The organism is Variovorax sp. UC122_21, from assembly GCF_044056785.1.
Classification (GTDB): Bacteria; Pseudomonadota; Gammaproteobacteria; order Burkholderiales; family Burkholderiaceae_C; genus Variovorax.
Genome location: NZ_CP172004.1, coordinates 679,283 through 695,575 on the forward strand (window position 1 = coordinate 679,283; position 16,293 = coordinate 695,575).

The 16,293-nt window shown below is 58.2% G+C and carries 21 protein-coding genes and 1 pseudogene; 12 read left to right on the plus strand and 10 right to left on the minus strand.

The features are described from left to right. Window positions 1-98: 98 nt before the first annotated feature. Window positions 99-437, minus strand: coding sequence for a hypothetical protein (locus ACHMXE_RS15415; protein WP_395350059.1), 339 nt, complete (start codon window positions 435-437; stop codon window positions 99-101). Window positions 438-592: 155 nt separating this feature from the next. Further along, window positions 593-1,222: a hypothetical protein gene (locus ACHMXE_RS15420; RefSeq protein WP_395350061.1), complete on the minus strand. Its 630-nt coding sequence runs from the start codon at window positions 1,220-1,222 to the stop codon at window positions 593-595. 478 nt (window positions 1,223-1,700) lie between these two features. Here ACHMXE_RS15420 and ACHMXE_RS15425 point away from each other — a divergent pair, with 478 nt between their 5' ends. Beyond that, the gene (locus ACHMXE_RS15425; RefSeq protein ID WP_395350063.1) at window positions 1,701-1,943 is read left to right on the plus strand and encodes an excisionase; all 243 of its coding nucleotides are present in this window, start codon (window positions 1,701-1,703) and stop codon (window positions 1,941-1,943) included. A 96-nt stretch (window positions 1,944-2,039) separates the two neighbouring features. Here the strand turns inward: ACHMXE_RS15425 and ACHMXE_RS15430 are convergent, their stop codons facing one another. Next, window positions 2,040-2,918, minus strand: coding sequence for a hypothetical protein (locus ACHMXE_RS15430; protein ID WP_395350065.1), 879 nt, complete (start codon window positions 2,916-2,918; stop codon window positions 2,040-2,042). A 912-nt stretch (window positions 2,919-3,830) separates the two neighbouring features. Here ACHMXE_RS15430 and ACHMXE_RS15435 point away from each other — a divergent pair. The 3 genes from ACHMXE_RS15435 (at window position 3,831) to ACHMXE_RS15445 (ending at window position 6,012) form a co-directional block, all read left to right on the plus strand. Continuing rightward, window positions 3,831-4,163, plus strand: coding sequence for a phage protein NinX family protein (locus ACHMXE_RS15435; protein ID WP_395350066.1), 333 nt, complete (start codon window positions 3,831-3,833; stop codon window positions 4,161-4,163). 394 nt (window positions 4,164-4,557) lie between these two features. Then, complete coding sequence (locus ACHMXE_RS15440) at window positions 4,558-5,160, plus strand: hypothetical protein (RefSeq protein WP_395350068.1); 603 nt, start codon at window positions 4,558-4,560, stop codon at window positions 5,158-5,160. Window positions 5,161-5,247: 87 nt separating this feature from the next. Continuing rightward, window positions 5,248-6,012 carry a hypothetical protein gene (locus tag ACHMXE_RS15445; protein WP_395350070.1) on the plus strand — a complete coding sequence of 255 codons (765 nt, stop codon included), beginning with the start codon at window positions 5,248-5,250 and terminating at the stop codon, window positions 6,010-6,012. Window positions 6,013-6,090: 78 nt separating this feature from the next. Here the strand turns inward: ACHMXE_RS15445 and ACHMXE_RS15450 are convergent, their stop codons facing one another. Then, a complete protein-coding gene (locus ACHMXE_RS15450) occupies window positions 6,091-6,522 on the minus strand; it encodes a hypothetical protein (protein ID WP_395350072.1) in 432 nt (143 codons plus the stop codon). Between the two features lie 250 nt (window positions 6,523-6,772). Here ACHMXE_RS15450 and ACHMXE_RS15455 point away from each other — a divergent pair, with 250 nt between their 5' ends. The 5 genes from ACHMXE_RS15455 to ACHMXE_RS15475 all read left to right on the plus strand — a co-directional run bounded on the left by ACHMXE_RS15455 (window position 6,773) and on the right by ACHMXE_RS15475 (window position 10,510). Next, entirely contained in the window at window positions 6,773-7,057 is a 285-nt protein-coding gene (locus ACHMXE_RS15455) for a hypothetical protein (protein WP_395350074.1), read from the plus strand. 86 nt (window positions 7,058-7,143) lie between these two features. After that, a complete protein-coding gene (locus ACHMXE_RS15460; protein WP_395350076.1) occupies window positions 7,144-7,530 on the plus strand; it encodes a hypothetical protein in 387 nt (128 codons plus the stop codon). A gap of 77 nt (window positions 7,531-7,607) precedes the next feature. Continuing rightward, window positions 7,608-8,162 (plus strand): hypothetical protein, encoded by a 555-nt coding sequence (locus ACHMXE_RS15465; RefSeq protein ID WP_395350077.1) that lies wholly within the window; start codon window positions 7,608-7,610, stop codon window positions 8,160-8,162. An 843-nt stretch (window positions 8,163-9,005) separates the two neighbouring features. Then, on the plus strand, window positions 9,006-9,842 hold the full coding sequence (locus ACHMXE_RS15470) for a DUF6694 family lipoprotein (protein ID WP_395350078.1): 837 nt from the start codon (window positions 9,006-9,008) through the stop codon (window positions 9,840-9,842). 431 nt (window positions 9,843-10,273) lie between these two features. Continuing rightward, window positions 10,274-10,510: a hypothetical protein gene (locus tag ACHMXE_RS15475; RefSeq protein WP_395350079.1), complete on the plus strand. Its 237-nt coding sequence runs from the start codon at window positions 10,274-10,276 to the stop codon at window positions 10,508-10,510. A gap of 254 nt (window positions 10,511-10,764) precedes the next feature. Here the strand turns inward: ACHMXE_RS15475 and ACHMXE_RS15480 are convergent, their stop codons facing one another. Together ACHMXE_RS15480 and ACHMXE_RS15485 are read right to left on the minus strand one after the other, a co-directional pair. After that, window positions 10,765-10,923 (minus strand): hypothetical protein, encoded by a 159-nt coding sequence (locus ACHMXE_RS15480; RefSeq protein ID WP_395350080.1) that lies wholly within the window; start codon window positions 10,921-10,923, stop codon window positions 10,765-10,767. A gap of 64 nt (window positions 10,924-10,987) precedes the next feature. After that, a complete protein-coding gene (locus ACHMXE_RS15485; RefSeq protein WP_209546520.1) occupies window positions 10,988-11,227 on the minus strand; it encodes a hypothetical protein in 240 nt (79 codons plus the stop codon). 196 nt (window positions 11,228-11,423) lie between these two features. Between ACHMXE_RS15485 and ACHMXE_RS15490 the strand changes: the two genes are divergently transcribed. Then, window positions 11,424-11,705 carry a hypothetical protein gene (locus ACHMXE_RS15490; protein ID WP_395350082.1) on the plus strand — a complete coding sequence of 94 codons (282 nt, stop codon included), beginning with the start codon at window positions 11,424-11,426 and terminating at the stop codon, window positions 11,703-11,705. A 344-nt stretch (window positions 11,706-12,049) separates the two neighbouring features. Here ACHMXE_RS15490 and ACHMXE_RS15495 read toward each other — a convergent pair whose 3' ends face one another. Together ACHMXE_RS15495 and ACHMXE_RS15500 are read right to left on the minus strand one after the other, a co-directional pair. Then, window positions 12,050-12,835: a hypothetical protein gene (locus ACHMXE_RS15495; RefSeq protein ID WP_395350083.1), complete on the minus strand. Its 786-nt coding sequence runs from the start codon at window positions 12,833-12,835 to the stop codon at window positions 12,050-12,052. 1,051 nt (window positions 12,836-13,886) lie between these two features. After that, the gene (locus ACHMXE_RS15500; protein ID WP_395350085.1) at window positions 13,887-14,507 is read right to left on the minus strand and encodes a hypothetical protein; all 621 of its coding nucleotides are present in this window, start codon (window positions 14,505-14,507) and stop codon (window positions 13,887-13,889) included. A 143-nt stretch (window positions 14,508-14,650) separates the two neighbouring features. Between ACHMXE_RS15500 and ACHMXE_RS15505 the strand changes: the two are divergent. After that, window positions 14,651-14,884: pseudogene (locus ACHMXE_RS15505) on the plus strand (DUF72 domain-containing protein); the annotation flags it as partial. 86 nt (window positions 14,885-14,970) lie between these two features. Here the strand turns inward: ACHMXE_RS15505 and ACHMXE_RS15510 are convergent. After that, window positions 14,971-15,363, minus strand: a complete 393-nt coding sequence (locus ACHMXE_RS15510; protein ID WP_395350087.1) for an ankyrin repeat domain-containing protein — start codon at window positions 15,361-15,363, stop codon at window positions 14,971-14,973. Continuing rightward, window positions 15,360-15,503 (minus strand): hypothetical protein, encoded by a 144-nt coding sequence (locus ACHMXE_RS15515; RefSeq protein WP_395350089.1) that lies wholly within the window; start codon window positions 15,501-15,503, stop codon window positions 15,360-15,362. Before ACHMXE_RS15515 ends, ACHMXE_RS15510 begins: the two co-directional genes overlap by 4 nt. Window positions 15,504-15,824: 321 nt before the next feature. Between ACHMXE_RS15515 and ACHMXE_RS15520 the strand changes: the two genes are divergently transcribed. Next, a complete protein-coding gene (locus tag ACHMXE_RS15520) occupies window positions 15,825-16,004 on the plus strand; it encodes a hypothetical protein (RefSeq protein ID WP_395350090.1) in 180 nt (59 codons plus the stop codon). Window positions 16,005-16,293 lie beyond the last annotated feature (289 nt).

Sequence of the window (16,293 nt, forward strand, 5' to 3'; positions counted from 1 at the left end):
AGCACGACAAACTTCAAGACTAGAAAGTCGGTAAATTCCATAGCCGAATTTAATACTGGGAGAAAAGGGCCAAACGGATTCTGCAGACGTTCAGTGATCTAGCTGACCCGAACGGCGATGTACAGGAGCAGTCCAAAGCAGCCCCAGAGGAGAAGTTTGAGGCTCCGGAGATCCTTGAGAACAGGCAGCTGGAGGGCCAGGGTTGCTGCGGCGTCTTCGCGGGCATGGCAAGCCGCGCGGCGACCCTGTTGGTCCGAGTACACCTCGTCACCGTCTTCGTTGCGCGACGGTAGAAGCTCCGACTCCTTCAGGGCGTTGTGCGCGGTTGCCACCGCTCCGAAGAATGTGCGTTCGGAGGCTCCAAGGTCCATGGCACGCTTCATGTCCCTTTGAAACAGTTTTTCCCGTTCTTTGTCGATTTGAGCGTAGTCGATCATTTGCGGCCCTTGAGTTCCCCCATTTTCCACGACCGCAGGGGTCGGGGGGCAATCGCCCGGACGGAGGCTGCGAGTGATCGGCAGAAGAGTGGAAAGCCTCGCTACTAAAGTAGGTCGAAGTAGCCCCCGTTTGAGGTGCAGATCCGGAAAATTGCTCACTTGAGCAAGTCACCGACGCAGGCATTGAATTCGTCGACCATCTCTGAAGTTCTATCGCGGACTAATCGGTTGCCTTCCATTCGTGCAGCTTTCACGCTCAAATCGATATCGAGATTCACGTCTTGCTGCCCGGCTCTTCGGTTGAAGCCGACGATAAACCTTCGCTGTTCAGTGATGGATTGGTAGACCCGCGCTATGTCGTCGTCGAGCGCGCCGAGATAGAGGGCGTAGCCTGGCGTATCGGATTCGGTTCTGATCGCTCGAGTCGTTGGGGCGTTGCCTCTCGGTGGGCGTACAAACGCGTTGCTCGGTGCAAACGGCCGGGCCTCGGGGTTGATGCCGTCCCTCACGCCGAGCTTCAATGCGTAGGCAAAGTTGGCTCCCATCCGGCGCAAGTAGAAGGATCCGATTCCTTGCACTGCCGCTCCCGCTCTCGTCGCGTGGTCTCGGGCGATGACATTAAACTCAAGTCCACACGCGCTCAAACGCCCGTCTGCGGTTTCCCGGTGGCTTACCGTATAGAGGGTTCCTTCCATCAGCCGAAGTAGGTCGGCCTCTGCTGTGCTCGGCTGAGCCCAGGTGCTGCAGGCGGACAGCCACATTCCGAAGATTGCGCTCTTCTTCATGTGTTCAGCACCCGCCGTAGTTCTTCCGACCACTCGCCGTGATGGTGTATGTCCCCCCGCGGGGTCCGACGTAGCAAGTCTTTCCACCGACTGTGGGAGAAGTGCCCGCGGAAGACAAATTGCTGCGGGTGGTAGGCGAGGACAGCGGGCGAGCAGGTGCAGTAGGGGCCGATGTCGAGTTCACTCGGCCGTTGGCCGCCCTCAGGCACTCCAAGCGCTTGGCGGCGGGCTCCATTGCGTTGCAGGCTTCTAGGAGGATTGCGGGGGCTTGCGACCATACCGCGCCGCTTAGGCCCATTAGCACAAACGCAACCAGCGACTTCATTCCGGCTCCCTGCAATTTCGATCGCTCCCTATGCAAGGCGATCCTAGCTCGAAGTAAGCTTTTTGGAGTAAGTCGAGTGAAAGGGGAAACCCTATTTGATTCGTCGTGAAAAGTTGCTGGCGCATGGGCAGAGAGTTCGCATAGGCTTCTGCCATGAAGCCGAAAATTCTTCTGACTGCTTGGGCGGCGCTTCATTTTGATCCAGCGCCGACAGACAACACGCTGCGGACCTGGGCGCGCAGCGGTCGCATCTATCCGATGCCGATAAAAGTAGGGCGCAGCTACTACGTCGAACAAGACGCGCAGCACATTGCTGAGGTGACAAAGGGCGTGCGACTGGTGGACCGGCTAAGGCGATCGGGTGTGTATTGCAACGAAGTCCCGCTGCTAGGCTAACAACTCGCTAACCGGGTTTAGCTTGTCAGCGACAGCAAGAGCCTGAGTCTCCTGGTTTGGTTCAATCTGAATACTGGCGCAGGTTGAGAAATGGCTTCAACCGCGCTCGCTGGGTGACTTCCAGGCTCCAAGCACTCGCAATGGGTCGACAGTACCAATCAATTCGATTGCCAGACGGAGGCGCTCGCGAAGCGGGGTTGCTTCCGCCTCAGGTGAGTTATGAAGCTCCGATTCGATAGCGTCTATGAACGCCCGGACCCTGCGGGCTTCGTCCCAAGCCGCGATTGCTGAAAGAAGGTCGGCACGCGATTCCGCATGAAGCTTGCGCCGATATGCCTCTTTCTTCAGGCGATTCCTTTCGCGCTCCTCTTCCTCCCATCTGCGCAGTTTTTTATCGTGTAGGTCCTGAGCTTCTTGCGTTTGGGCGAGGATCCAAGGCGCTAACGCTTCGAGTTCCTCCGCAATCGATGGCGCTAGTATTTGAAGTTCGCCAGGCGTTGATTCCCGCCATTGTTTAGACCATTTGAAGAGGTGATGAGGGCAGTACGCTTGAAAGCAAAGACGTCCACTCGGCTTTGGCTTCATAACGCGCCAATGACGTGTGCCTGTGTAACGCGCTAGCTGTCGTGAGGAGAGTGAGGCAACGGGAAGGTAGCCCCTCTCCGCATAGACCATCTCCACGTCTACGGTCATTTCGAAAATTGTGAGCCCGATCGGGGTTCCGTTGATATGAACCAAGGTGGGTCGATGTGGCGACCATTTCGCCGCGCGTGGATACATGGCGGGCTTCTCAGGAAAAAATACCTGCTCTCGTGACGCTGGCTCATCGTGTGCTGCCATGCCGACATGAAAGCCTTTCTGATTCAGGGCAAGAAAGAGGGCTTGTGCAGTATCTAACGCGTCGCCTAACTTGCCTTCCGACGCCAAGATGTCGACCAGCTTTGTTTTAAACGGGCGCAGGATGCCATGCTCCAACTCGCGACTTTTCAAAAAGAAGGGTCTTACTCCAATAAGAAGCTCATGGAGCTTCCCATAATCTTTCTGTCTGGCCTGCGGTAGGGACGATTTCGGGTGCCTGCCTCTGGACGCGACGAGGCTTCCAACGGCTGTCCCAGGCGCCCACTGCGTAAGATCGCCTGGCAGAGCGGTGGGCAAACTTGGTTTGGGCGGTGACTTCCCGAACTCGAGCTTTGCCCAGTACCCCCGATCCGGCCGGGGCACCTTCAGCTCTGTGTAGACGCGGGCCAGGTAGCTGGATGACACCCCAAACCGCTCCGCGAGCCTGACCATAGGCTCCTTCCAAGCCAGTTCGTAAAGCTCCTCCCGGCTGAGAGGTTGGGTAACCCTGGGGTTAGATCGCTTCGGCATTCGCCCTCCGGAGGCTTGACGTTCGGCGCTCACGGCTCTGATTGCCGCGCCGATAGGGGATCAGTGACTCAGACCCGGATCCGAAGCGCTCCAAATCGAGTACGAATCTTGATCCGTATCAACTTTCTCACTCCGTCTCACGGCCTCTCAGCTTGCTCGGAAATTCTCGCTCCGTCTCATTCCGTCTCACTCCGTATCACCGAAACGGGCGAAATCAGGGGGTGTACAGATTCCACAAAAAAACAGGCACGTTGGGTATTGTTTACAGCGGCTACGCCGCTGCACATACCGCGTGCCAAAGGCGCTGCCTTTGAAACCTGGGAGGGCAGGGAAAACCCGAGGAGCGAGCTTCCCAAGGCGCGAGATAAGGATCGAGACTGGACGGCGGCGGCTGCGTCGCAACGCGCCGCATAGGTTCAACGGCGACGCCTGGAGTCCGGCTTAGGGGGAGGGCGCACGGTGTTTCAACTATCTGTTCAGGTAGGAGGCGACAGCCGTCGGCCCGGTGATGATTCCGCCATGCAAATCGCTGATCTGTCTGCCGCAGCCTTGGATTACTGGGTTGCTCGAGCCGAGGGGCTGTCGCCGGTCATCACCTATGAGGACGGGAAGGCCGAGTGTCGAGTCGAGTCCTCTGCGTACTCCCCTTCCAGCGACTGGAGCCAGGGCGGCCGGCTTATCGAGCGCCACAGGATCATGGTGGCCTGGAACGCGGACCATTGGATTGCGGGGGCCAACGCACCGCTCGACGACGCGCGAGACAGGATTTGGTTGGGGCGCACGGCTCTCATCGCCGCCATGCGCGCTCATGTGGCATCCGTCTTCGGGGATGAAGTCAGTGGCCAAGCCTGACGCTTAACAAGACGTCTGACGTCAGCATCAAGCTCGAGCCAGATAGGAGTCGAGAGCCTCGTGGTGTTGGCGCGTTGCTGGGCGGTGACTTGGATCTTGGGCATGAGGGTGGTGGTGGGGGAGGGGGAGTGGAAAGGCCACGCCGCGACGTGACCCTGACGCGAGGGAAGGTCGACAAGAAAGCTTTTGGAAACTCCGGGGGAAGCGTCAGCCGGAACTGCGGAACCTATCGCTTTCGACGGATGGCGCGTTCTCTCTCGCTCGTGATTCAATTCGCGGACATGTGGCGCGCCACTTGTCAACGTGATGTGTCTCGCGACAGACGGATTTGACTGGCGCTACGGTAAGCGGTAGCAGTCGAATGTTCTATTTACAGACTGGGTGGAGCGTAGTTATGCCGAAGTACTTCATCAAAATGGGACAGGGAATCGTTGTCGACAAAGGAGTCGACGTCATCGTCTTGACTGACATGCTAGATACCTGCAGATTCATTGCGGGACTAAATCTAAATACAGGAAAGGTTGGGGCTTTTCACTACCCTGCGGGCGTGTTGATCAACGAAGGCACCTATGAAGGCAAGCCGCTGAAGCCAGCTAAAGCATTCCAGAAATACAGCATGAGTAGCGATCTGGAAGACTGGATGACCGCGCTCCGCCCGTCGCGCGTTCAAGTAGCTTTTGGCCCGGGTTGCTTAGTTCCACATTTCGATAGATCAAGCACCGATTTCAAATGGGTCGACCATCGTTGCGAACTCGACGACAAGGTCGTGAACGATTGGATCTTTGAACGATGCAGGGTGAAACCCACGCGAAAGCTATGCAGCAATCCGGCGATGGTTCGAAGGGTGCATGGTGACGGCGGTGGTTTCTTTCACAACGGTTTTGATATCGTGGTTGAGAGGGTTTGGCCGCACCATGCGAATCTGCGGCAAATTGAGCTAGGGAGAGCGGGCGCTGGCGGGTACGACGGATATTCAGTATTCGGCAGGGCGCGCTAGTCAGTCTTTCGTCTGCTTCACCGAACCTTCAGAGGCAGCCGAGTTTGAGGGCTAGACCTCCCGGCGGCGAAATTTCCAGAGGCGGACATGAACGAGCGATCACTGATCAAGATTGATGACCCGGAGGCAGAGGCAATATTCGCCATGCTGGTCCGCGTAGCCGACGCTGCGCCGGAGATAGCGCTTGAGTTTGAGAAGCAGGGCTTCCGGATTTCTGCTGAGCTCGATAAAGCCTACATGGAGGCTCTTGAACCCTCCGATCGCCCGACCTATGCCGCCGAGAAAATCGAATCCAGACGGCGGGGCGTCGCCTCTGGTGTGGTGCTACGCGATGGCCAAAGAATCCCGGTCGGCTATTCGTGGCCGCGGCAGGGCCAGCCGCAAGGTTCTCACCCGATGCACCTCAAAATCCCCATGGATGTCCGTAGGCGTTTCGTGGAGATCGTGCAAGAAGGGAGAGAGCGTGAAGCTGCAGAATTTGGGCTGCACGACGCTCCCTTGCCGACACGCACCCACCTGAACAAGGTTCTCGCAGAGTCGGGGTTTCACAAGACGTTGGTGAGCGGCAAGTCCCAGAGCGTGCGGGCGGGTCGAGGCGAGTTTGATTTCGCTTTGTCGCTGATCGTGAAGCCGACGCGATTCGTTCCGATGGATATTGATGCTCAGCTCTTCCTTGTCAGGAGAGGCCCCGGCACTGACAGCGCTGCGTCGATTCTCGCGATCGACACCCAGCACTTCATGTCCGGGTACGGCTACAGATCATCGATGAGCGTTCCGCAGGCTGCGTTGGCGGTCAAGGCGCAAATCACGCTTGCAAACCTCATGATCGATCGGATCGAGTCGGAGCTCTGAGCTGGTTGTAGTTCCGGATCAGCACAAGGAACGGGACGTTGTTCTCGAGGTTTTCGGTCGAGATGCTGTCGCAGGCATTCAGGCCGCGGCCATTCGGATGAGGTTGGCGCGCTGGCGTTCGGCCATTTGCTCGCCATTCAGCAGGGCCGTCATCCACCAGCGGTCGTTTTCGTCGAGCAGGGCGTAGCTGTCCGCGTCTGCGTTCTCACGGAAGTGGAGCCTGCCAGGCGTGTGGACGGTGTGCTCGCGCGGTGACTGCGTGGCGGGCGCGTCCGTTGCCGAGGCGGTCAGCAGGTGCTGGCACTCGGGCAGCAGGCCCATGGCGATGGTGGGGTCCACGACGTCGTGGTTGTCGACCTTCTGGCCCAGGAACTCGTGCTGCGTGGTGTAGCGGATCCAGACGACGCACCCGTGCTCGTCCTTGGTAGTGAGCTGGGCGACGACGGTGCACAGGCGCGAGTGTTTGCCGCGGGTCCAGTACTGGGTTCCGATGGGGAATCGATGCTTCATTGGGATTGGGTGCGATGACGCGCGCAGCGACCGTGCTGTCGTGCAGGGTGGGAATCGCGGATCGTGGGGTTGCCCGCGACTTAGATGCCGACGTGGACGTTGTCGGAGCGCGAGGTTCGGGCGGGTGGCGGGCGGGGCCGCACGCGACTATGATTCAACGGGCGGCCGCTATCGGCCAAAAGCAGCCGGTCAAACTTGGCTCAGAATGGGCGAGGAAGGGGCCACACGTGGCCGCCACCGGAGAAGCGCCTTGCGACAAGAAATCACCCTGAATATTCCGTATGACCTGTCCGACGAGGAGTGGGCAAAGGTCGCGGAAGTCTATGCCTCGCTGGATGGCTGGCTAGGCGACCAAAATGGCGCGGCTTGGTACGGCCGAGAAGGTGACGCGCGGCACATCGGAGCTTCGGTCGAACCCAGCGGTATCCATTTTTTTGGCGAGGTCGAGTCGCCTTTGTGGACCGGGTGGCTCACGGTTCTGTGCGCCAGAATGTCCATAGCGTTAGGGCGCGAAGTCCATGATGCCGAAGTCTGAAGCCGGCCAGAAGCCGACCTTCGCTTCCGCCCCCTGAATTCAATCGAGATGCCATCCACGTGCGGCCCCCAACAGACTGCGAGGCGATGAAGAAACTGCTCATTCAACGTGCAACGACAGGTGAGGGGCGATTCATTCGCCAATCAGGTTTCCCTCGGTTTGGTCATGTAGTGCTTTCCGTAGAGCCCTCATCCGGCATCGGCCTCTCGTTCCAGTGGGAAGTCTCGCCGGAACAGATATCTGAGATGTTCAGGGATGCCGTCCGCAGGGGTGTGAGCCGCATGTTCGAGCCAGGCGCAAAGTTTGCTCAATACGAACCTGATGGCATCTTGATTCGCGTGGTTGGAGGCTCATCGCACGATACCGACTCCAACGAAGGGAGCTTCGAGATTGCTGCGATGAAAGCTTTTGTGATGGCTCTGGCACTGCCGTCTGACGAGGCCGCCGAGTTGCCGGGTAGTTCGAGAGGCTGAAGCGTGTGGCACAGTTCGGCCAACAGCTGACCTAAGAGCATGGCGGAGGCGAGTCGAGGACACCTTCACACGGCCGTATGAAAAAAATCACTGCTGCGATATTGATCATTGTCACGAGCCTGACAGTCGCCGGACAAGAAATCCCTAAGGCGGAAAGCCTCGCTCGAAGATTGCTAACCTTCCATGAGCCCGGCGACGGCGGTTGGGAATTAATTCGCGACACAGAGTTCATGATTTCATATCGCCGAACAGCGGCGCTAGGCCACGTTCCTTCCAACGCAAGTATCGCCATTTTTAAAGGCGATACGCTGGCAGGGAACTTTGAGGATGAGGCTCGTCGCGTTATCGAGCTAACAACGGCAGAGAAGCGCCAGGTGCTAGCAAGTATCAAGGTCGTAACCGTTACGGATCGACCTAGCGCGTGCATCGGCTTCAAACTGGTCCGAATGCGTGACCTTCCCCTGGAGATTCGCCGCTGGCAGGAACGTGTGCTGGTTTGCAGACCTCCTGCATGGGCAAGTCAAGGATTCATCGCGAGCTTCAGTTATGGTCGAAGCGAGCCAGATGATCTCGTTGAAGCTGAGGCCGACACCTTCCTCCTAGGAATTCAGTACAGGCCGGCGCGGCCGTAAAGTTCTGTCTGAAAGACTGCTTCGGAGCAGGGTGTACGGCAGCTTCGGGCCCAAAGCAGACATCCTCGATCCCTGAAAGCAGACATCCGTCAGGGCAATGGCGCGACTACCCCTGAGCCTTCGTCCACCGCTTGTGCAGTGCGAAGCTGCGATGCCGAGTCCGTTGCTCGTACTGTCGTCCGCGACCGATGGCTTCAAGCCTCGTCGCGATTACGGAGTCGATTGGTGCGCCTTGCTCCAGCCACCCGACCGCAAGCGCGAGCCAGTAGTCGGTCGGCCAGTTCAGCGCACCGAGAAGAATCTCGCTTGCTGGCATCGAACCGGAGTACGCCGAGTACGGCGACTCCAGCGCCGGTAGAAAGCGAATGAACTCGGGGTCTGATGCCATAGCTTAGTGTCTGCTCCTGGCCGGATTCTGCCGTAAGGTCATGACGCCGAGGGGCCCAAAGCTGACCTAGCTGCAGCCGGCCGCGAGAACCGCGACCAGCCTGGAATTCGCGCCGGCCCCGAGTGCGGGCCGGCCGGCTGTACATGATGCCACAGGCTTATGCGTCGTTGCTGGCGTCATCCCGGCCCAGACACATGGGGCAGGCGACAGGATCTCAGGGTAAGGCGGTGATCTAACCTCCGGTTGGGTATGCCGAGCTGCACCAGGTTCGTCGTAGGCGCTCAGTCGCGGCGGGGCCTCCAGCGCGGGAGGGTTGATCGGGGCGTCACCGTCTTGCTGGCGCGACGCAGACAAGAAATGGCTGCGGCGGTGATGAATGTTTCTAGAAGTTTTTTCGCGCTAACCCTATAGTTCTCTCGCGCCATTCGGCGTCATTAATCAAGAGGACGGAGAGCATGAGGGGTTGGCTTTTACTGGGCGCGGTTGCGCTGCTGGTGGGTTGCGAGGCGAAGCTAGACGCTGCTAGCCCTGAGGCATTCAACAGGTCTGTTGAGAAGATGGTCGAATCGGTGCCGCAGGCAGAGCGCACGAAGCTTGTTCGGGACATACGGCAGGTGACGAAAGATCTCGGACCGGCGTTGATTGTGGGGATCGGCGATCAAAATGCCGGGAAGGCGATGTTTCAGCAGAAGGCCGCGAAGTACGATGGTTTGACCGTTGAGCAAATACGTACTGCGGCTCACGCAAAGCGAGTTGAAGACGCAGAGCGAGAAACCAAGAGCAAGCTCGATACTGTTGCGGAGAACATTGCCAGGGCCCAAGCCGCATTGGCCCGTGCTGAAGCCTTGCCAGCGGACATCGTGAGCTTCAAGTTGCTGGGTGCTTCACCAGTCCCTGCTAGAGATGCCCCGTGGATTGACATCGAAGTCGCAAACACGACGGATGCGGAGTTGGTTCAGTTCGCGGGCGTGTACGAGGTTCGATACAAATCTGGCGCCGCAACTGGGAAAACGCAGCTTCAACAGTTTCGCTATGACAGCATCGGCAATGCTCTGCCGTCAGTGCCCGCCGGTCAAACAGCCAGAGTGCAACTCCAGAACTTCTACCACAGCCCCAATGCTGACCTCGAGGTGGTCTCGTTGGATGTCATCTCGTTCTCAGTGCGCAATGGGGCAACTGTGGGGACTAAGGCTGGCGAGGTTTATACGGCGAAGCAAAACCTCGCCATGAAGCAGGAGCAGGCGAAGCGCGTCCAGGAGGAAATCAAGAACAAGGACGTTGACGCCCTGTAGGTCTCGCCCGTCGACCGGTGGACCCGACAACGGCGAGCGAGCCGGCGACGCTCCGACGGCGAAATCGTTCGAATTACCGCGATGCCTTCCCCCCATGCAGGGTAATGTAGGCGTGGATCTTTGCTTCGAGCTTTGCACGTACCTCCTCCTCTGAGTCGTACATAAAGCAAGCAAACACAACGACCAGTCGAAGGCCGCACCACACCTCTGCTCGCCCGCCCCAGGCGCGTGTCCGTAGCGCATATGGGGTAAGGGTGAAGCGCCAAGGTGAGGAGGTTTCGAGCGGCATAGGCCGCGAGTAAATTTCCTCTGGCAGTAGCCGGCATTGAGCCTTATCCGATCTCTGTGTCGGACGATAGCGCAGCACCTGCGTGTCGGTCGGCACGACAGGGCGACAGTGGCAAGTTTGCCGAGGGCGCTTACGCTGAGGGATGGCGCTGGGCGTCGCCGACAATCACACGATGGCGACTGAATCTTTCAACAAGCGGTACGACGCATGGGCCTCGGCAGAAGCCGAAGTCTATAAAGCGATGGATGAGACGACCAGTCCTGAGCAGCTTCAGGCACTGCGCGCTCACGCGGATGCACTGCTGAACGAGCTTTGGGGCGAAGATGAAAAATCCTTAGCTAGGCAAGTCGAGGGCGACAGTGGAAGCCAACCGGCGTGAGTACTGCGTGAACTTTTGGCCGTAGGCCCCTGCGAGGACGGCTTGGGTTCGGAGTGCAGCGCGGTTGAGGCCGCTCAGGCGCGATGCTGTGCCGCAAAGGACCGCGCCGACCGATCCCGACGAACCGTCCGTTCCTCCGCTGCGACATTCCGCCGAGAGGCGCCGCTCGCCGGCGAAGCCGCTCCGCGCGATGCGCCCCTCGTTTCAGTGTGCCCGGACAGCGAGGCTCGCGCCACTCGAGCGCGGCGCGTGAGCTACTTGTCGGCAGGCTTGCGTCGGAGCATGGCCGGGATCTCGAACGGATCCAGCGCACTCGACAGGTCGTTGGCGACCTTCTCGACGAAGGCCTCACGGAGGGCGGTATTCGCGAGCGACTGCAAGCCCGGACCGATGGCCTCCAGCGCGGCCAGCACATAGGGATCGGCGCCCCAAGGTAGGGCCCTGATCGTCTTGCGTTTTGTCGTCGTCCGGGGCGCGTCAGTCCTCAAGGTCGTACTGCCCCTGCAATGTGCGGATGATTTGCGCGATGTCGCCGCGATGGTTGCCCCGGTCGGTGACCACGCGAACCGTCCAGTTTGGGCCACCATCCTCGGACGGGATGCCGATCACTCCGCCGCGGTGGACGTCGGTCTGTTGGCCTCGAAGGCCAGGCTGCGCCTCGATTCTTTGGATCAGCATCTGCTGCAGTTGCTTGGCGGTGCGCGTTGGCTTGGGCATGTGAAAAGCATATTACCGCCGTCGCGGCTGACGCCTGCGAGGCACTTGGCACGCGCGCTGCCAGGCTCCGGTGCTCGGCAACCCACCCTCGAGGCGGCGCTGCGCGAGATCCTGGAGCGCCAGGGCAGGGCGGCGGACCCGCACCAAGCGCCGACGTCTGGCGGCGTGCGCGCCCGGCAGCCGAGAAGATGCCGGCATGCAGCCCCTATGCCACCTAGCCGTTACCGTTTTCCAGTCGGCCGACAAGGCCTACCGTTGGCGCGTGGCGGAGCTCACCTCAGACGGGAAGTGGTTCTCAATCGACGAGCAGCAGGACGCCGGGAAGACTTACAGCGCGGCAATGGCGGCAGGCTTGGTGCAGCTGCAGGGGCTTGTCGAGGACCTAGCTATCGGGTTGCGCCAGGAGGATCCAAAGGCGCTGCCGGTCAAGCAAAAGGATGGACTGTTCGGGTTTGGGATCGGGGTGCAGCGGGCGTAAAAAAAGCCCGCACTTGGCGAGCCTGGGCCTCAGCGGAACTGGCCGTAAGGCGCCACTGAGATATGCGGCGCAAGTATCGACAGACAGAACACGAGTTCTTCACGGTCGAGCCAGTTGAAGTGTCGGGGGGTCGATCACTGCTGGCACCTATACCTCTTGAGCAAGTTCCACCGCGAGTTGCATGATCGAAAGTTTCATGAAAATTCTCCGATATGGATGAAATTTTCATGGTGCCCATCTTTGGGTTCCAAAGGTCAAACGGGGAATCGGAGCCGGCGTGCAAGCCGGAACGAGAGACAGCAGGGCGTAAAAAAGCCTTCGAAGCGGGGCTGGCAAAGCGTGAGTTAAGGGAGGAGCCTTGGGGGCAAGGGCAATGGGGGCAGGAGCGGCCGGTTAGCAGCGGCTGTCAGCATGATTTTCATGTACGAATCCATGTCGGCGCTGCTCTCAAGTGCAAATATTTGGGCTCGATCTTCTAATAGGCGAAGGCTAGGCTGGATTTCGGGCTGTTGACTACCAGCCACTACTACGTATCGACGAGTCCCTGAGCCATAGACCTTTTCAGCTTCATCGAGGACCAATGTTTTGGCTTGTGCTTCGACGCGCTTTGCGCTCAATGTGTGCAATTCGAAATCAACAGTTTCAGTGATATGCATCACTGTGTTGCGCAAAGCGAATTCTGCTGTGATGCCGTGCTCTGCTGATAGCAAAAATCCTTCCACAACTTTATGCGATGCAATGTCTTTGTCTTTCTTGCTCCACAAGTTGACAGCCTGAAAGCGCGATCTTAAGTTGCGACGGACTCTATTCTTTGGCCTTCTTTTTATTCTTGCTCTTGCCACATCCACAGATTCTCTCATTATTTCGGCAACTTGCGATTGGTAGTTGGCATCATCAATAAAGGAGAACGCTTGAGGCTGGCCACTTAACTCTATTGCGGTCCGCATGCCTTTCAGGGCTGAGTCAAGTCCGGCAAAAGTGGTCTGCGCGCTGCTCAGGGTTTCGAGAAAATTCTTTATATTGCTTAGGTGCTGCGCCTTAAATGAAGGGTCGATGGCCAACATTTTCGATAGATCGGTTGCGATCCGCACGTCCCAATATCCATTAATTTGAAAGATCGCGCCAGCCACAACGCGATCCAATCTCTCCGCGCTAGGATAGATTGAAAAGAGGCAGTAAGGGCAAACATTCATGGAAATAGCTTTTCTACGGCGTCGGTTCGAGCAGCCCAGTCTGGCGAACCCCACCACGAAAGCAACTGTTGCCGATGGAGCGGATTTACCCACACAGGAGGCGCGCTGTCAATGATGGTTGTGACTTCTGCGAGTGTGGTTCCGCGCCATGCTGAAAGCACTTGATGGGATGAGGCCGTGTCCCATGCAATTTTGCCGTTCCAAAATTGGAACGCTAGCACCGTTTTAGAACTGGCTGGAGGTGGGGGGGCCGGCAAAGGCCATCCAGAGTGCCACCAAGTTCGACTGTGATCCATTATCTTTGCAACAAGATCTCCGGCAATATTGAGGTAAAGATAATTGTTTAAATGCCTGTCGTCGTTATGTATAAGGCAATCGAAGGTCAGTGTCGAGCTAAATACATGAGGATTTGTTATGTGTTGCAAATCAATTCTAGAGTAATCCAATCCTCCGCTTTCCCATCTTGAGCCAAACAGCAGTTGAGTTGGGTGCGACGGGGCCTCGATAACGGCGCAGTCTGGGATCGGCAGCCCGCATTTAACGCCCAAGTGCTGGCTTAACCATTCAACTAGTGGTAGCCAAGAAAACTTCGATTGATCTTTGCATAAATAGTATTTTAGATTTTTGGAATCGATGGCAATGCACGCTGCATCCGCGGTGGCAGGGCTTGGCTTTGTGCGGTCGCATTTAACAACGTGAGCTGACATTTCTTATTTCTTCGTATTTTCTTTGACACCCTCTTGGTGTCGCGCTCTTGCCGAGGGGCCTAGGTCGAGCGTGAACGCGAAGGGGGATTTTGTCGTCTCCGGCAGCGCGCGTTGAATTTTTCTTATACATCGCCTAGCCAGCTGGCGCCGAGCATCACTATATGGTTGCCTTCCAAGCTGTTCAACGAGATTGAGATCTGCAAGATCATGGGCTGGATGGACACGAAGATGATGCTTCGCTGCGTCTCGTTGCGAGGCGAGGACCTTGCCGATCGCCTCTTCTAGTCGATCGTGGAGTCAAATGATTTCCGGAAGCGATTCAAGCCGGCAATCGCGGCCTCAAGGCTGGTCCTGGCGCTATGCACGAGAACTCGAGCTCGATTCGCGCCTTCTTTGCTTCGCTCGTGATCATTCGCTCCAAGCCGTTGAAGTTCCTGAGGCGATAGCATGCGAGCGGCGTGCTTGAGGCGTGCGAGTGCCGTGGCGATCTCTACTGCCATGTCGCCTGGGGCATGTGAAATCCGCAGGAGCTGCTCCTCGGTTGGTCCCGCGAGTTCCTCCAGCGTGCGCGCTTCGGCTGCAATTTGGACCGTTCCCGCCCCATTCATATGAATGTTCTCGAGCCTTGCCTCGAACTCCTCGACACGTTCTTTCAGCCTCGTGCATAGCCCCGCGACAAGTACTGACGTTATTCGTGCTGCCCTTAGTGCATCATCTCGTTGGCGTTCCTCTGCGGCAAACGTCGCCCATACCGCTGTGAAAACCGCTGCTATCGTGCCTATCGCCGAAGCCCAGCTTGCGTAATCAGAACTCGTCGAAGGCGAAGTCGAAGCCGACGTTGCAATGAGGCACACGACTGCGAGGCATGCAGCGACCGCCCAACCCACGCGCTTTTTGGCCATATTGTTCTCCTCGCGTGTGAGTATAGTTAGCGATGTCGCGAAGGGACTTGCATTTACTGGGCAGTGCGTGACCGCCTCACCAGCTCTCCGCAGGGGGCGACAATAGTGTGCCGGCAGTGTGAGAGGCCACGCACCCTAACTACGCGTTGCTGCGGCTCCACGGTCGCAATCAAGAGACCTACAACGCACCAGCCGAGACACCCGCTGAGCGATTCGACTACGAGTATTTCGAGGCCGAGTTGGCCTCTCTCGCTGCCGAGGTCGCACGGCTCGCGTACAAGATTCGGAGTACGCACGCGATCTTCAACAACTGCAATGAGGACAAGGGGCAGCGCAAAGCCATCGGCTTCATCGAAATGACACGCTCAAGCGAATGATGTCTTGCCGATACACACGGCGAAGACGAAGCCATGCGGGCATCCTTCTCGACCCGCTGGCCTGTGCGCGACTGGATGTAGCTAGCTCACGCTGCCGTATGCGTCTCCAAGAAGGCGGCCGTATCAGGCGCCCGCATGCTCCGCGCGAGATCCAATGCCGACAAGCCTTCCGGGCTCCGAGCATTGCTGTCAGCACCGTGCTTCAGAAGTACCTTCAAGATGTCGAGTCGGTTGAACATCGCGGCGAACATGAGCGGTGTTTTGCCGCCGGGCGGCGCGAAACCTGGCTGAGCCCCGTGGGCCAGCAGCAGTTCAACGATTGGCTGGAGGCCTTTGAATGCTGCTCCAGCAATGGGCGTTTGGCCCTTGTCGTTGAATCGATCAGCATCGGCCCCGGCCCCTAACAACGCCGCCACAGCTTCGGCGTGGCCATGGTACGCGGCGAGCATCAGAAGCGTGTCGCCATTGTGGTTGCTCATGTTGGGTGGAAGCCCTTTTGCAGCAGACGCTCTAGTGTCTGGGCATCACCTGTGCGCGCCAACTCAAAGACCTGCTGAGCGAACTCGATGAAGTCTGCATCGGTCGGCGAGGTGTTAGCTTCTGGTTCTGGATTACTCATGTGAGGCTTTCTGTGTGACGAAGTTGAACTGTCCGCTCTACGGGGCGCCTCAGGCGTACGCCGATCACCCGTTGCGCCGCAGGAGCACCGCCGAACGTATGAGCCGACAGCGCGACAACCTACTGACGTTTGCAAGCAGCTTGAGCGGCGTGACTACTTGCCGCTACTCCAACATCCGAAGGCAACTGCTCGAGCGCATCGCATGGGGTAGATGTAGGGATTAAGGAATGCTCTTCGGGTTTTCGATGACTAAACGTCACACATTATGTGTTGCAAGAAAGGGACTTACTGCACCACAATATGTCATCGTAGAGGTGACCTATGACTAAGCAAGCCCTGAAGGACAACGCACAAAACATCGCTGGCGTACTCGTCGGCCTTACCGCACTCAAGTTCACGGGCCTGCGCTTCGGCAAGTCTTTCCGTGGCTCGCGCTGGTTCTCCACTGTGGCTGCAAACCTCGCAGCTGATGGTGTGGTCGTCTGGGCTCCGTACCGCTGATCAACGCAGGATCGCTGATGACAAAAGAGGAAAGAGAACGAGCTCGTATGGGACGCCCGGTGCTGCCCGAAGAGCTTCGAGCCGTGAGCGGGTCGATACGGCTCACGCCTGATCGTTGGGCGAAGCTTAGGCGCCTAGGTGCTGGATGGCTGAGCAAGGCGATTGATCGCGCAAAGGAGCCGGATAGCAAGGAGTGAAAGCCGCGCCTCAGGGCTTGCCTTCTTGGCGAAGGTTTTGAGGCATCAACGGCGGCAGCGAATGGTGGTGGAACACCGGTGCTGTCGGACCG

Excerpts from the sequence above, each read along its gene's own strand:
- ACHMXE_RS15415 (WP_395350059.1), bottom strand. The coding sequence starts at position 437 with ATGATCGACTACGCTCAAATCGACAAAGAACGGGAAAAACTGTTTCAA.
- ACHMXE_RS15420 (WP_395350061.1), bottom strand. The coding sequence starts at position 1,222 with ATGAAGAAGAGCGCAATCTTCGGAATGTGGCTGTCCGCCTGCAGCACC.
- ACHMXE_RS15425 (WP_395350063.1), top strand. The coding sequence starts at position 1,701 with ATGAAGCCGAAAATTCTTCTGACTGCTTGGGCGGCGCTTCATTTTGAT.
- ACHMXE_RS15435 (WP_395350066.1), top strand. The coding sequence starts at position 3,831 with ATGCAAATCGCTGATCTGTCTGCCGCAGCCTTGGATTACTGGGTTGCT.
- ACHMXE_RS15440 (WP_395350068.1), top strand. The coding sequence starts at position 4,558 with ATGCCGAAGTACTTCATCAAAATGGGACAGGGAATCGTTGTCGACAAA.
- ACHMXE_RS15445 (WP_395350070.1), top strand. The coding sequence starts at position 5,248 with ATGAACGAGCGATCACTGATCAAGATTGATGACCCGGAGGCAGAGGCA.
- ACHMXE_RS15450 (WP_395350072.1), bottom strand. The coding sequence starts at position 6,522 with ATGAAGCATCGATTCCCCATCGGAACCCAGTACTGGACCCGCGGCAAA.
- ACHMXE_RS15460 (WP_395350076.1), top strand. The coding sequence starts at position 7,144 with ATGAAGAAACTGCTCATTCAACGTGCAACGACAGGTGAGGGGCGATTC.
- ACHMXE_RS15465 (WP_395350077.1), top strand. The coding sequence starts at position 7,608 with ATGAAAAAAATCACTGCTGCGATATTGATCATTGTCACGAGCCTGACA.
- ACHMXE_RS15470 (WP_395350078.1), top strand. The coding sequence starts at position 9,006 with ATGAGGGGTTGGCTTTTACTGGGCGCGGTTGCGCTGCTGGTGGGTTGC.
- ACHMXE_RS15475 (WP_395350079.1), top strand. The coding sequence starts at position 10,274 with ATGGCGCTGGGCGTCGCCGACAATCACACGATGGCGACTGAATCTTTC.
- ACHMXE_RS15485 (WP_209546520.1), bottom strand. The coding sequence starts at position 11,227 with ATGCCCAAGCCAACGCGCACCGCCAAGCAACTGCAGCAGATGCTGATC.
- ACHMXE_RS15490 (WP_395350082.1), top strand. The coding sequence starts at position 11,424 with ATGCAGCCCCTATGCCACCTAGCCGTTACCGTTTTCCAGTCGGCCGAC.
- ACHMXE_RS15500 (WP_395350085.1), bottom strand. The coding sequence starts at position 14,507 with ATGGCCAAAAAGCGCGTGGGTTGGGCGGTCGCTGCATGCCTCGCAGTC.
- ACHMXE_RS15510 (WP_395350087.1), bottom strand. The coding sequence starts at position 15,363 with ATGAGCAACCACAATGGCGACACGCTTCTGATGCTCGCCGCGTACCAT.
- ACHMXE_RS15515 (WP_395350089.1), bottom strand. The coding sequence starts at position 15,503 with ATGAGTAATCCAGAACCAGAAGCTAACACCTCGCCGACCGATGCAGAC.
- ACHMXE_RS15520 (WP_395350090.1), top strand. The coding sequence starts at position 15,825 with ATGACTAAGCAAGCCCTGAAGGACAACGCACAAAACATCGCTGGCGTA.